The 14,008-nt window shown below is 44.7% G+C and carries 14 protein-coding genes; 4 read left to right on the top strand and 10 right to left on the bottom strand.

Annotation, left to right across the window (positions count from 1 at the left end; genetic code table 11):
* Positions 1–223 precede the first annotated feature (223 nt).
* Positions 224–1,408 carry a class I SAM-dependent methyltransferase gene (locus tag H3V00_RS04340; RefSeq protein ID WP_370530657.1) on the top strand — a complete coding sequence of 395 codons (1,185 nt, stop codon included), beginning with the start codon at positions 224–226 and terminating at the stop codon, positions 1,406–1,408.
* 244 nt (positions 1,409–1,652) lie between these two features.
* Positions 1,653–2,690, top strand: coding sequence for an NADH:flavin oxidoreductase/NADH oxidase (locus tag H3V00_RS04335; RefSeq protein ID WP_198206972.1), 1,038 nt, complete (start codon positions 1,653–1,655; stop codon positions 2,688–2,690).
* A 67-nt stretch (positions 2,691–2,757) separates the two neighbouring features.
* Here the strand turns inward: H3V00_RS04335 and H3V00_RS04330 are convergent, their stop codons facing one another.
* Entirely contained in the window at positions 2,758–3,246 is a 489-nt protein-coding gene (locus H3V00_RS04330) for an aminoacyl-tRNA deacylase (protein WP_198206975.1), read from the bottom strand.
* A 259-nt stretch (positions 3,247–3,505) separates the two neighbouring features.
* Here H3V00_RS04330 and H3V00_RS04325 point away from each other — a divergent pair, with 259 nt between their 5' ends.
* Positions 3,506–3,865: a RidA family protein gene (locus tag H3V00_RS04325; protein WP_037391759.1), complete on the top strand. Its 360-nt coding sequence runs from the start codon at positions 3,506–3,508 to the stop codon at positions 3,863–3,865.
* 52 nt (positions 3,866–3,917) lie between these two features.
* Here the strand turns inward: H3V00_RS04325 and argJ are convergent, their stop codons facing one another.
* From argJ to H3V00_RS04295, 6 genes are all read right to left on the bottom strand, one after another.
* Positions 3,918–5,135 carry a bifunctional glutamate N-acetyltransferase/amino-acid acetyltransferase ArgJ gene (argJ, locus tag H3V00_RS04320; RefSeq protein WP_198206977.1) on the bottom strand — a complete coding sequence of 406 codons (1,218 nt, stop codon included), beginning with the start codon at positions 5,133–5,135 and terminating at the stop codon, positions 3,918–3,920.
* Positions 5,136–5,193: 58 nt separating this feature from the next.
* Positions 5,194–5,976, bottom strand: coding sequence for a CDP-diacylglycerol--serine O-phosphatidyltransferase (pssA, locus tag H3V00_RS04315; protein WP_198206980.1), 783 nt, complete (start codon positions 5,974–5,976; stop codon positions 5,194–5,196).
* Positions 5,977–6,007: 31 nt separating this feature from the next.
* On the bottom strand, positions 6,008–7,183 hold the full coding sequence (hflX, locus tag H3V00_RS04310) for a GTPase HflX (RefSeq protein ID WP_198207175.1): 1,176 nt from the start codon (positions 7,181–7,183) through the stop codon (positions 6,008–6,010).
* A gap of 75 nt (positions 7,184–7,258) precedes the next feature.
* Positions 7,259–8,020, bottom strand: a complete 762-nt coding sequence (locus H3V00_RS04305) for a phosphatidylserine decarboxylase (protein ID WP_198206982.1) — start codon at positions 8,018–8,020, stop codon at positions 7,259–7,261.
* Positions 8,021–8,257: 237 nt separating this feature from the next.
* A complete protein-coding gene (gene ubiB, locus H3V00_RS04300; protein ID WP_038648989.1) occupies positions 8,258–9,787 on the bottom strand; it encodes a ubiquinone biosynthesis regulatory protein kinase UbiB in 1,530 nt (509 codons plus the stop codon).
* Positions 9,788–9,873: 86 nt separating this feature from the next.
* The gene (locus H3V00_RS04295; RefSeq protein ID WP_025331254.1) at positions 9,874–10,383 is read right to left on the bottom strand and encodes a HugZ family protein; all 510 of its coding nucleotides are present in this window, start codon (positions 10,381–10,383) and stop codon (positions 9,874–9,876) included.
* A gap of 322 nt (positions 10,384–10,705) precedes the next feature.
* On the opposite strand from H3V00_RS04295, the gene H3V00_RS04290 reads away from it, so the two are divergent.
* Positions 10,706–11,260 (top strand): hypothetical protein, encoded by a 555-nt coding sequence (locus H3V00_RS04290; protein ID WP_198206984.1) that lies wholly within the window; start codon positions 10,706–10,708, stop codon positions 11,258–11,260.
* Between the two features lie 88 nt (positions 11,261–11,348).
* Here H3V00_RS04290 and obgE read toward each other — a convergent pair whose 3' ends face one another.
* The 3 genes from obgE to rplU form a co-directional block, all read right to left on the bottom strand.
* Positions 11,349–12,482 carry a GTPase ObgE gene (obgE, locus tag H3V00_RS04285; RefSeq protein ID WP_198206986.1) on the bottom strand — a complete coding sequence of 378 codons (1,134 nt, stop codon included), beginning with the start codon at positions 12,480–12,482 and terminating at the stop codon, positions 11,349–11,351.
* 176 nt (positions 12,483–12,658) lie between these two features.
* Complete coding sequence (gene rpmA, locus H3V00_RS04280; RefSeq protein ID WP_025331257.1) at positions 12,659–12,931, bottom strand: 50S ribosomal protein L27; 273 nt, start codon at positions 12,929–12,931, stop codon at positions 12,659–12,661.
* 20 nt (positions 12,932–12,951) lie between these two features.
* The gene (gene rplU / locus H3V00_RS04275; protein WP_198206988.1) at positions 12,952–13,260 is read right to left on the bottom strand and encodes a 50S ribosomal protein L21; all 309 of its coding nucleotides are present in this window, start codon (positions 13,258–13,260) and stop codon (positions 12,952–12,954) included.
* Between the last annotated feature and the right edge of the window lie 748 nt (positions 13,261–14,008).

The following is a 14,008-nucleotide window of genomic DNA, read 5'->3' as shown; positions in this document are numbered from 1 at the left end:
ATCCCCCACTTCGCCACACCTTTACACACTTATTCACACTATAAGGCAATTTTGCATACAGGGTCAATGTAATCCAGTCAAATTCCGAAGCCGAATAAAAGCAATCCAAAATACAAAAATATATTTAAATCAAATCATTATTTTACTAATCATCCAATCCAGCCCCTATGTGCCTTTTCAGACACTTGACCAGGGTCAACATAAGCCAAAATCAGCGTTTATAATGACCATCTTCTTTACAATTTCCATCATCTATCCTATGGATAATTTACCCACTCCTGAAAAAGCCGCATTAATCAGTTCGCAGAAACTGTCTGAACTTATTCAGCAGAAAATCCGGCAGCAAAATAACTGGCTTTCTTTTGCCGACTACATGCAAATGGCACTGTATACGCCTGACTATGGTTATTACACCGGCGGAGCACAAAAATTTGGTCGTGATGGCGACTTTATTACTGCACCTATTCTGACTCCTTTGTTCGGGCAGACGCTGGCGCATCAATTAGATGCACTATTGCCACAAACAGCAGGCAATATTTATGAATTCGGTGCCGGAACCGGTCATCTGGCAGCATCTGTATTACCAGCTCTGCACAGCCAGCACTTTCAGCACTATTACATTATTGAACTTTCTGCAGAACTGGCGCAGCGTCAGAGAGAATATATTCAGACTCATGCACCTGATCAGATACATAAAGTTACACACCTGACTCAGTTGCCTGAACAATTTGACGGTATCCTGATAGGAAATGAAGTTCTGGATGCCATGCCTGTTCCGGTCTATCTCCGTCAGACAAATCAGATAACAGAAATGGGCGTTAGCTGGCTGGATAACCAGTTTGTCTGGCAGGATAAACCTGCTACCAGCGCAGCAATACAACAGGTCATGGAAACTTTCCCTGATACAGCAGAACCTTATCAGTCTGAGCTGCATCCACAACAATATGCCTTTGTAGCAACACTGGCACAAAAGCTGAAACGCGGAGCAATGATATGGATTGATTATGGTTTTGACGCAGCACAGTATTATCATGTTCAGCGCCGTCAGGGTACGTTAATCGGCCACTACCGGCATCATACCGTTCATGATCCGTTCTTTTATCCCGGACTCACTGACTTAACCGCTCATGTTAATTTCACTCGTATTGCTGATGCCGGCATTGATAATCATCTGGACTTAATTGGTTATACCAATCAGGCAACATTTCTGCTTAATCTGGGTATAACCGAATTACTCGCAAAAACCGGCAAACCGGAAGAAAATGCATACATTCAGACTGCTTCAGCCTGTCATACACTGCTGGATGCACATGAAATGGGCGAGTTATTTAAAGTCATCGCGTTTGGAAAAGATATTGACGTAGACTGGCAAGGATTCATATATGGGGATTTGTGTCACAAATTATAGATAATTTAAATTACAAATAAGTTTTATTTGTAAGTAAATAATAATTAATTATGTTTATCAAACAAGATATTATTATATGATGAACTTGATGAAATATCTGCTGATAGCAGGCTGTATCTGCCTGTCGGATATCATTCAGAGAACTGGATAAGAAGTAATAAATCAATAAAAATAATCTGAATATTATTTTTATACATTACTTACTGCACCCAATCAGGAATCAGATAATCAAAAGGAACAATCAATGTCATTATTATTATCTCCTATATCCATTGGTAATTTAAATCTGAAAAACCGGGTAGTTATGGCACCAATGTGCATGTATGAAGTAAAAAAGGAAGATGGTATCGTTACACCTTTTCATTTTGCACATTATGGCGCACGTGCCATTGCCAATGTCGGTCTGATTATTATAGAAGCCACTGCCGTACAGCTGGACGGACGGATTACCAAACACGATTTAGGTTTATGGGATGATAGTCAGACAGAAAAATTCACTCAGCTGGTTGATTCACTACATTATCTGAACAGCAAAGTAGGTGTGCAACTGGCACATGCCGGACGCAAAGCTTCAGATGCATTACAGCCAGTTGCACCCAGTGCTATTCCTTTTAATAGCAGCTCGAAAACGCCAAAAGCATTGAGTAAACCGGAAATCACACAAATCAAAGAAGATTTTATCGCTGCAGCCAGACGAGCCCGGCAAGCCGGTGTGGATGTAATTGAAATCCATGCTGCACATGGTTATCTAATCAGTGAATTTCTTTCACCGCTGAGTAATCAGCGTACCGATGAATATGGCGGTTCTTTAGTGAATCGTTATCGTCTGCTGCACGAAATTACTCTTGAAATGCGTGCAGTATTTTCCAGTTCATTATGGGTACGCATGTCTTTATCCGACTATGACAAAACCGGTCAGCAAAACAGTATTGCCGACTGGCAGGAAATATGTCAGTGGCTAGAACGTGACGGCATAGATGTTATTGATGTATCCACCGGCGGTGTTATGGATTACGCTCCGGATATCCCGGTGCATGGCGGTTATCAGACACCTTTTGCGACTGCCATGAAGCAAGTAGTCAATATTCCGGTAGCAACCGTTGGTCTGCTGGATAGCCCTGATCTGGCTGAATATATTTTACAAACCGGTCAGGCAGATTTGATTATGGAAGGACGGGTGTTATTACGTAATACCAACTGGTTAACCGAAGCAGCCCAGCAGCTGCATGATCATAATTATCAGCCTTTTAATAACTCTTATCAGCGCGGACTAATTAAATAAAAATTTCTATTAGCCAGCAAACAAACAGGCCAGACTTTCACGTCCGGCCTGTGTTTATTAGTCAATATTATTCCGTCTCTGTTGCCACCTGCACTGATTGCGGCTGCAGGCAGGCCAGATATTCTGGCTGCATCTGTACCAGAAATCCACGCTTACCCCCATTAATATAAATCAGTGGCAAAGAATAAATACTTTTTTCAACATACACCGGTAATCCGGCCTTATTGCCAAAAGGACTAGTCCCACCAACCAGATAACCAGTCCATTTATTAGCCTGCTGCGGACTGGCTGGTTCTATATGCTTCATACCCAGTTTACGTGCCAGCTGACGGGTAGATATATGCCGGTCGCCATGCATCAGCACAATCAGACCTTGCTTATGCTCATTTTGCAGCACAATGGTTTTAATCACTGCATGCTCGTCTACGCCCAGCGCTAATGCTGATTGTGCTGTTCCGCCATGCTCAACATAAGCATACTCACGCGGTTCACACGGTATCTGGTGAGCACGCAAAAAACGGATAGCAGGAGTAACCGGAAATTTACTTTTACTCATCAATTATTTTCATCAACTCAGGCAAAGATAACGGATTATTATTTTACTACTTAATGAAAAATGATGGTTATCATATAGCGATATCTCGATAGATTCAAAAGATAGTATTGATATAAAAAGGCATTGCTTATATTCTTTTGCTGTCTGTTTTTTCTTTTCAGTCCAGTATTGCCCGGCCACAAAATAAATTCTTGCATTAACAGATAACATTGTAGCTCAGGCTATTTTCACAAGAACCAGTATATGGGTATAGAATTTTATGAGTATTAAATTTTACGAGAGCGGTAACCGCCTGGCAGAAGCCACCATTGTTAACGGCCTGATATTTCTTGCAGGACAAGTTCCGACTAATGAAGATGCCGACATCACAGCGCAAACTGCCAATGTTCTGGCACAGATAGATACTATTCTGGAAGCATGTGGCAGTGATAAGCAGCATATTTGTGAAGCAGTAATTTACCTGAGCAATATGCAGGAATATGAAGGCATGAATCAGGCATGGGATAACTGGGTTACACCAGGAAGAGCGCCGGCACGAGCCTGTATACAGGCTGCTCTGGCTAACCCAGACTGGAAAGTAGAAATCAAACTAACAGCTGTACAAAAAGAAATCCTTTAAAGCACTGAACCCGCGTTAAACGCGGGTTCAGTAATTGCTGATTCAGTACAGCTTAGCTGCGATAATCGGCATTAATCGTCACATACTCTCTGGATAAATCACAAGTGTAAATCTTTGCCCGTGCTTCCGCACGTGCCAGATCAATGGTTACGGTAATTTCATTCTGTGCCATTACCTGCTGACCAGCCTCTTCTGTATAGCTGGCAGCCCGGCCTCCATTTTCTGCCACCAGCACTTCACCCAGATATACCTTAATTGCTGCCACATCCAAATCAGCAATACCTGCATAACCGATTGCGCATAAAATACGCCCCAGATTCGGATCACTGGCATAAAAAGCTGTTTTTACCAATGGTGAACGGGCAACAGCATAGCCTACCTGTCTGGCCTCTGCTTCAGTCAGAGCATTGCGTACATCAATAGTAATAAACTTGGTTGCGCCCTCACCGTCACGTACGATCGCCTGTGCCAGTTCCAGTGCCAGATCAGCCAGTACAGTTTTGACGGCTAAGTAATCTTTTCCGGCTACTGACTCTATCCGCCCCAGCTGAGACTTACCTGTGGCTACCACCACAAAACTGTCATTAGTAGAAGTATCTCCGTCAACAGTAATCGCATTAAAAGATGTGGCTGCTACTTCAGCTACCATTTGCTGCAACAATGGCTGGGCTATAGCCGCATCAGTAAACACAAATCCGAGCATAGTAGCCATATTTGGATGAATCATGCCGGAACCTTTGGCAATACCGGTGAAACGTACTTTATGCCCGTCAATATAAACCGTACGGCTGGCCATTTTAGGAACAGTATCCGTAGTCATAATGGCAGCAGCAGCCCGCGGCCAGTGTACAACTTTCACTTTCGGCAAAGCAGCCACAATTTTATCTACCGGCAAGGGTTCGAGAATCACACCGGTAGAAAACGGTAAAACCTCTGATGCACTGCAACCAATCTGCTGTGCAACCTTGTCACATATCAACTGCGTATCATCCAGCCCTTGTTTGCCTGTACCGGCATTGGCATTACCTGTATTGATTATCAGTGCACGCACTCCGGCGTCTGTAGCCAGATGCTGTTTAGCAATCTGCACCGGTGCAGCACAAAAACGGTTTTGGGTAAATACAGCGCCGATGCTGTTTATCCCGTTAAGCACGATAAGCGTTAAATCATCGTGTTCCGGTTTTTTGATTCCGGCCTGCCCGACAAATACCTGCACGCCATCAATGGCTAAAATCTGCTCATCACCAGGCACGGACAAATTAACTGCCATTACTATTCTCCTTTAATCAATATCAGCTTATTTTTTCAGCAATAGAAAGTGCTCATCATTATTCTGGCTGAAATTTGCGTTTAGTCAGCACGCGCCAGATAAACATCACATAACCAGACAAACTATAGAGCAGGAAAAAGGCAAACAGCACTACTGATGGTTCCCATGTCACTACCAGTAAGCCAATAACAGCCAGAATCATTACAAAAAAAGGTACTTTACGATAAGCATTGATTTCCTTGAATGACCAGAACGGTATCTGAACCACCATGGATAAACCGCCAAACAGAGTAATAATCAGGCATAGCCAGTCTACATGAGGTAAACCCTGAAAAGTATGGCTTACCCAGATTAAGCCAATTACCAGTGCAGCTGCCGTCGGGCTGGGAATTCCGATAAACCATTTCTTACTTACTTTACCAATCAGAGTATTGAACAATGCCAGCCGCAAGGCCGCACAGGCACAATAAATAAATGCTACCGAGTAACCGATTTTACCAAAATGAAATAACTGCCATTTATACGCAATCAAGGCAGGAGCCACCCCGAAACTTACCATATCAGCCAGACTGTCGAGCTGTTCACCAAAAGCACTCTGACTGTTAGTCAGACGGGCAACCCGCCCGTCCATACCGTCCAGCAGCATAGAAATAAATACCGCAATGGCTGCAATTTCATAATGACCATGCATCGACTGAGTAATGGCATAAAAAGCGGCGAACAGTGCCGCCAGCGTAAATGCATTAGGCAGCAAATAAATACTGTTATCACGCAGCCGGCGGCGCCGGTTCGGACGATGGGGGCGATTTGGTTTAATTACATCATTTTTTTCTTGAGTCATATTCAGCTAAATCCTCAACAGGCAATATTAATTACTCATCCTGTTTATTATATTGTGCATATTTCATACCTGCCATTTCTATCATAGCTGTACGTAAATCATCCAGTCCGCTGCCATCCTGTACCGATATATAAACAGCCTGCGGACGACCATGTATATCACGCACAATCCCCTGCATTCTTTGTTCAGCAGACAATTTATCAATTTTATTATAAATAATCAGCTGCGGTATGTTTTCTGCATCAATTTCCTGTAATACCGTATTCACAGCATCTATTTGCCGCTCAAATTCCGGATGGGTAATATCCACCACATGCAGCAGTACATCAGCCAGCGCAGTTTCCTCCAGTGTCGCCGCAAAAGCAGCTACCAGTCCGTGCGGTAAATCGCGAATAAAACCCACAGTATCGGATAATAAAACACTGGTCTGGTCATTCAGATACAAACGGCGCACTGTATTATCCAGGGTGGCAAACAACTGGTCTTCTGCCATGACCTGAGCTTTGGTTAAACGGTTAAACAAACTGGATTTGCCTACATTGGTATAGCCCACCAGCGCAAAGGCCGGCAGTGTACCCTGATACCGGCTTTTACGCTGAGTTGCCCGCTGCCGGCGCACCTGCTGCAATTGCTGGCGCAGACGGGTAATTTTCTGCCTGATCAGACGGCGGTCAGTTTCCAGACGTGTCTCACCCGGGCCGCGTAAACCAATACCGCCTCTCTGGCTCTGCAAATGACCATAACCACGCACCAGCCGGCTGGATAAATGAACCAGCTGAGCCAGCTCCACCTGCAAGCGCCCCTCCTGACTTTGTGCACGCCGGGCAAAGATAGCGAGAATCAGGCCAACCCGATCCAATACCCGGCACTGGAGCAGCCTTTCAAGATTACGCTCCTGCGTAGGCGTCAGCGCATGGTTAAAGACCACCAGATCAATTCCGGCTTCAGATACTTTTTGTGCCAGTTCTTCTGCTTTGCCTTTACCTACAAACAATGCACTGTCCGGCTGCTGACGTTTACACGGAACAACTTCCACTAAATCTGCTCCGGTAGCACGTACCAGCTCCTCAGCTTCAGCCAGTGCCGACTCAAACAATACTGTCCGGCGCTCGGCAGCAACCGGAAAATCCTTATCCAGCAATACCCCTACCAGCAGCACCCGCTCTGGCTGCTGCTCAGATAAATTGGTCTTATCAAATCTGCTCATCATTTACCGGTTTAAACGACAACAGGCTGCCTGACCTTACAAAGGACAAACAGCCTGTATAACAATTAATAGCCTTTATTCCTGAGACAGTACATGCCGTGCGGCAGCTGCTGCCCGATTAGCAGCTTCTGTGACCAGATCTGCATGTTCTTCAGTATTACTTTGCGGTTCAGAACTGATATCAGGAGCCTGCAATGGCAAAGTTGCCAGTACTGTACTGCTGGCACTGACCTTATCACCAATAGCCACCAGCGCAGTAGCATCTTCCGGCAAATAAACATCTACCCGCGAACCAAAGCGGATAAAACCATAGCGGTCACCGCGATGTAATAAATCATGCGCATTTACGTAGCACAGAATACGCCGTGCTACCAGACCTGCAACCTGTACAAATGTTACCGGCCGACCGGTTTTGGTTACCGCAAGAACTGCATTACGTTCATTTTGTGCACTGGCTTTATCCAGTGCAGCGTTTAGAAAGCTGCCTTTAAAATAATCTACACGCTCCACTTTGCCATCAATAGGGCTGCGGTTAGAATGTACATTGAATACATTCATAAATACACTGATTTTAAGAGCATTCACACCACGGTACGGATCGGTAGTTTTTTCCACAACCACAATACGTCCGTCTGCCGGACTCAGCACATCTTCGGGATTTGCAGGAATATCACGGGCAGGATCACGAAAAAACTGCACCACAAATGCTGTCAGCACCCATAAAGGCAGCGACCACCATCCGCACCAGAAAAAAGTTAATATGCTCAGCACCAGGCTGCCAATAATAAACGGCCAGCCTTCCTTAGCAATCAAAGGATAAGGATACACACGCGACACAAGGCTACTCCTTTACAGATGAGATACTGCGGATGAACCGCGAGCTAAAACAATGACAAAATTATAACCCGAAATCTGTACCTTAAAGCACCGCATATAACTATAAGCAGATTTCAGCATAAGAACAATATAAAAACAGTACAATTATTAACCAAAGACCAGCTAAACCGTAACGGTTACCATCTCAGCACAGCAAGCTGATATCCGATAATTTCACATTAAAAACACAGTTAAATTTTATTTAAAGAGAAAAACTGCCAGCATCACCAAAGCAATTACCGCCAGCCAGAAATTCTGCTGCCGCTGTGTACGCAGCAGATGAATATAGGCATCACGCCATTCAAGCTGACGCTTTTCATCTACAAGGGCATTAAGCTTACGTGGCAGTGCAGGCAGCATTTGCGCCCAGTCTGGTGCTTCCTGCTTTAGCGTTTTCCATAGCGCTTTCAGACCAATCTGATTATGCATCCAGCGGGTGAGAAACGGTTTGGCAGTTGCCCATAAATCCAGCTGAGGATCCAGCTGTCTTCCTAGCCCCTCTATATTAAGTAATGTTTTTTGCAGCAGCACCAACTGCGGCTGAATTTCCACATTAAAACGACGACTGGTTTCAAACAACCGCATCAGCACCATACCAAAAGAAATTTCTGCCAGCGGTTTATTGAAAATCGGTTCACATACAGCACGCACTGCTGCTTCCAGCTCCTCTACCCGCGTATCTGCCGGTACCCAGCCGGATTCCACATGCGCAGTAGCCACCCGATGATAATCACGATTGAAAAACGCCAAAAAATTAATTGCCAGATAGCGCTTATCATAATCTGTTAACGTGCCGACAATACCAAAATCCAGTGCAATATACCTGCCGTCATCTGCGACCATAATATTGCCCGGATGCATATCCGCATGGAAAAAACCGTTGTCAAATACCTGAGTAAAGAATATTTCTACCCCATAGCGTGCCAGCTGGTGCAAATCTATATTCTTTTCACGCAACTTATCGGTACTGGCAACCGGAGTACCGTCCATCCATTCAATTGTCAGCACCCGACGCGCACAATAATTATAGTAAACAGCCGGAATAATCAGCATAGTGCTTTTACTGAACTGCCGCCCGAGCAGGCTGGCATTAGCGGCTTCCCGCATCAGATCAAGCTCATCATGCAGATAATTCTTAAACTCTGCGACTACTTCGCGTGGCTTTAAGCGTTTGCCATCTGCAAACAGCCATTCTACCCAGCGCGCTCCTACAGCCATCAGTGCTAAATCCTGATCAATAACCGGCGCGATGTCAGGACGAAGAACTTTTACTGCAACCTTTTGACCGATACCACCGGCCTCATTGAATAAATAGGCTTCATGAACCTGAGCGATAGACGCACTGGCTACCGGCTGCGGATTAAAGCGGGCGTAAATTTCTGCCAGCGGCCTGCCCAGCTCAGTTTCAATCACCCGGATTGCTACATCACTGGCAAACGGCGGCACCCTGTCCTGCAGTAAGGCCAGTTCACGCGCGTAATCAGCAGGGATTAAATCCGGCCGGGTGGATAATACCTGACCAAATTTAACAAAAATCGGCCCCAGACTTTCCAAAGCAAGTCGCAACCGTACCGCTGCATCCAGCTGCCGGTATTTGTGTCCGCGCGGCAGTAAACGTATCAGCCTTTGCAGCCATGACGGATGTACATGCTGCTGAACCAGATCCAGCAGACCATATACATACACCGTATGGATAATTACCCAAATTCGTTTAGGCCAACACCACATGCACGCAGCTCCGGTTTGTCCGAATAAAACGACTATTGTACGGGATTTTAACCACCTTTACCGAGCAATCGCTGCGCACAGCGACATCACACTGTTTTAGCATTCTTTTCAGTCAGCTGTATTGCTCCATCAACCTTACCCGGCATAAAGACATAAGCGCGGCCGAAGCCAGTTACAAGGCGAGCCTTTTCTAGTTGCAGACGAAACAGCATGAAATCCGGCAATTCAGACAGCACATCTACTGTATTGCCTAGTTTTGTTTTCATTGCTTGCAAAGCGGCAATGCCATCAGCTGTGTTTTTTTCAATTACCGTAACCGATACCGTATAATTCAGCCGGGCACGGGCAAAAATATTGCGTGCCGAAGCTTCATCTTCAATCAGCATCACACTGGCCTGCTCCTGTTGCTGCAAATTCTGTGTATGTGGTGCCAGACCGGATAATAAGATATACAGACAACCATCATATTCAGCAAAAGGCGCATAGCTTGCCTGAGGGGTACCATCCTGTGCTACCGTAGCCAGAACCAGAGAATTTAATTGCTGTAAACGTGTTACAGCAGCCTGAAGCTCAGCGACATTCTGTTGCTCACTCATACACTCATTCCTGTATCAGATTAACAATAACCAAAATTAATGATAATAATTTCCATCTGAAAATTCAAATTCCATTTGACCGTCATACCATTATTTATCATCGGCGAGGCATCCTTATCAAACATACCGGGCACAGAAAAAAAGATGAGCACAAATAAATCATCAAATCAGAATGCCATTAAAATCAATAAAATCGGCAATTATTTACCCGTATCAGAATATTAATAACAATATAATAAGCTTTCACAGGCCAAAAATTAGGTAAAATTACCTTTCAGCCATTATTCAGGCTGAATTTAATCAATCAGCAGTGGTTAGTTACATGAGTACTCAGCATAATCCGGCAGCCAGTCAGCCTCAGAAGCGTTCCGGTCAGTTTAAACAGCGACTGCTTAAACTGATTTTATTTTGCGGCTTCTTTATTTTATTTATTTTCCTGCTTGCCGGTCAGGACAGCAGAACTGCGGCCAATCACAAACCATGGCACCGCGATCTGACTATTGCAGCCTTTGAACCGGACGGCTCCTTTCTTGCCCTGCCCTATTCTTACGTTCAACAGTACACACTGGCCAATACCACTTTTCTGGCTAAAAAGCCTGACGGCAGCAAACAGAAAAATGATAACGATACCTTTAGTTATAAAGTTATTGAACAAAACGCACAACAACAGCTGATACGAACCAGCCTGCGTACATCACGCAGCATTACCATTGCCACCTATCAGGCTACCGCCGGCACAGTCACACCGATAAAATCAACGGTATATACAATAGATCATATATCAATGGCTGCCGTTCTGGCATTAGTCAGCGTCTTGCTCCTGCAATTGATATATCGTTTTATCCGCCGCCGTTCTGTCAGAAATAAGACAAACTAATTTCTCAGTACCATCAATTTTCTGATTCATTCCAATACAAAAAAGCCACCTGTAACAGGTGGCTACATCAATTATCCGTATAGCATAATTATTCCGGCTGTATCAACCCGTTTGTAGTCGGCATTTCCGTTACAACAGGTTGTTCAGCCTGCTGTTTTGCCAGTAATTCATGCTTCACATCCAAATAACGCTGTATGGTCTGCACCAGCTCCTGCGTACCCTCACGTGCCAGTGCACTGATTTGAAATACCCGCGGGGTTGTCAGATCAAATTCAAACTGATCATCCGGCTGCGGGTAATCCCAGCCAATATCTGCCAGAAACTGAGCCACACGTTCGGCACGCTCATCATCAGCCAGCATATCAATTTTATTCAACACCAGCCAGCGCGGCTTATCGTGCAAAGCCTCATCATAACGGCGTAACTCTTCAATAATCGCCAGCGCCTCTGCTGCCGGTTCCACACCTTCATCGAAAGGAGCCAGATCCACCACATGCAGCAGCAATCCGGTACGCGACAAATGTTTCAGAAACCGGTGCCCCAAACCGGCACCTTCAGCAGCTCCTTCAATCAAACCGGGGATATCAGCCATAACAAAACTGTGATTGTCATCACTGCGTACTACCCCCAGATTAGGATGCAGCGTTGTAAACGGATAATCAGCCACTTTTGGCCGTGCAGCCGAAACTGCACTAATCAGCGTAGATTTCCCTGCATTCGGCATACCGAGCAAACCGACATCTGCCAGTACTTTCAGCTCCAGCAACAAACTGCGCGCTTCACCTTCTTCACCGGGTGTAGCCTGCTTAGGAGCACGGTTTACTGATGATTTAAAATGAATATTACCTAAGCCGCCCTTACCGCCTTTAGCCAGACATACCCTCTGACCATGATGAGTTAAATCCGCCACAACCTGTTCCGTATCAACATCACGAATCAGCGTACCTACCGGCATTCTCAACTCAATATCATCAGCTCCGCGACCATAACGGTCTGAACCATGACCTTTTTCACCGTTTTTAGCCTGATAGCGTTTAACAAAACGATACTCCACCAGGGTATTAATATTTTCATCGGCTACAGCCCAGACACTGCCGCCTCTGCCGCCATCACCGCCATCGGGGCCGCCCTTAGGCACAAATTTTTCGCGGCGGAAGCTGGCCGCACCATTGCCGCCGCGGCCGGCAACTACCTCGATTTTTGCTTCATCAATAAACTTCATATCATTCTCAGTTTGCAATATTTATGCCGGGCAACCAGTCTCAGTAATACCCTTGTGAACACCTCATAGCATGATTATAGCCAAAGTACAGAATATCTGTGCTGCCTCTTCACACCAGCTGACCTGATAACAAAAAAGCCCTGCCAGACAAGGCAGGGCTTAACATCAGTAAAAACTTACTCGTCTGCGCCGGTATACGGACGCACACTTACGGTTTTACGGTTCAGCGCGCCCTTAACGGCAAATTCCACATAACCATCCACTTTAGCGAACAGAGTGTGGTCTTTACCCATACCTACATTTTCACCTGCGTGAAAACGGGTACCGCGCTGACGAACAATAATTGAACCAGCCGGAATCAGCTCATTACCAAAGGCTTTAACGCCCAGGCGTTTGGCTTCTGAATCACGACCGTTGCGGGAGCTACCGCCTGCTTTTTTGTGTGCCATTCTGTTATTCCTTCACTCAATTAGGCAATCGCCATGATTTCAATCTGGGTAAAATTCTGGCGGTGACCCTGACGTTTCTGATAGTGTTTACGACGACGCATTTTGAAAATACGTACTTTATCGTGACGGCCATGTGCAACCACTTTAGCGGTTACTTTAGCGCCCTCAATAAAAGGCGTGCCCACTTTCACCGCTTCACCGTCAGCAATCATCAAAACTTCATTCAGTTCGATCTGGCTGTCGAGTTCTGCTGGTATCTGTTCTACTTTTAATTTTTCGCCAACGGCAACTTTATATTGTTTACCGCCGGTTTTTACGACCGCGTACATACTCAACTCCAATAGGAATTCAATTAAAAACAAAAATTAAATTTCCGCAAAAAACGGAATTCGCGATTATATCAACGCATGATTTTACTGTCAAAACAATAATAAATATCTCATGGCATATATAGCTCAGATTAGTTAAGTCAATTAAAAATTAAGCCCTACCGAAAGCTATTTATAGTGTTGCCAAGCATATGCAAGACCCGTTACATTCACAGACTAGTCACAGCCAAAGCAAGCCCACTCAAACTATGGCATTAGATGTCTTAGATGGCGTATTAACTGCTGTCACTTAACAGTCATTAGAGGAAATAATCAAAAACAGCATAACCATCCCCTTAAATATGACAAATACCGGTTTTACCTTACCGGATAATCACCAACCAGATACTCACTATCATGATGCATTATCGAAGTCATTACCCATGCCAAGCCCTTATTGCATGCAATTGGATGAATCTTGGAATAACGGGATTTTGTCCTATAATCCGAAACTCATATTTAATTCCGAAGCCTATCCATTCAGGCGGTTCCGGCATATTAGTAATGCACCTGATTTTATGCAATTTATTTTAGCATTAATTTCTTCAAGTAATGCTTTAAGTTCCGGTAAATGAATGGATAAAATGGCGAAGCACTACATAACTGATTTATATTAATAATGTTCCATACTCAAACTTGAGCTGAATTATTCAGTGTCATAAAATTTGCTCTCCGGTCTACCGTACAAGCACACAAAAATACTTTACAA

This window comes from Snodgrassella sp. W6238H11, assembly GCF_016100525.1.
GTDB classification, from domain to species: Bacteria; Pseudomonadota; Gammaproteobacteria; order Burkholderiales; family Neisseriaceae; genus Snodgrassella; species Snodgrassella alvi.
The sequence above is the reverse complement of the archived record's forward strand: the minus strand, read 5'-3'. Positions and strand labels throughout refer to the sequence as shown.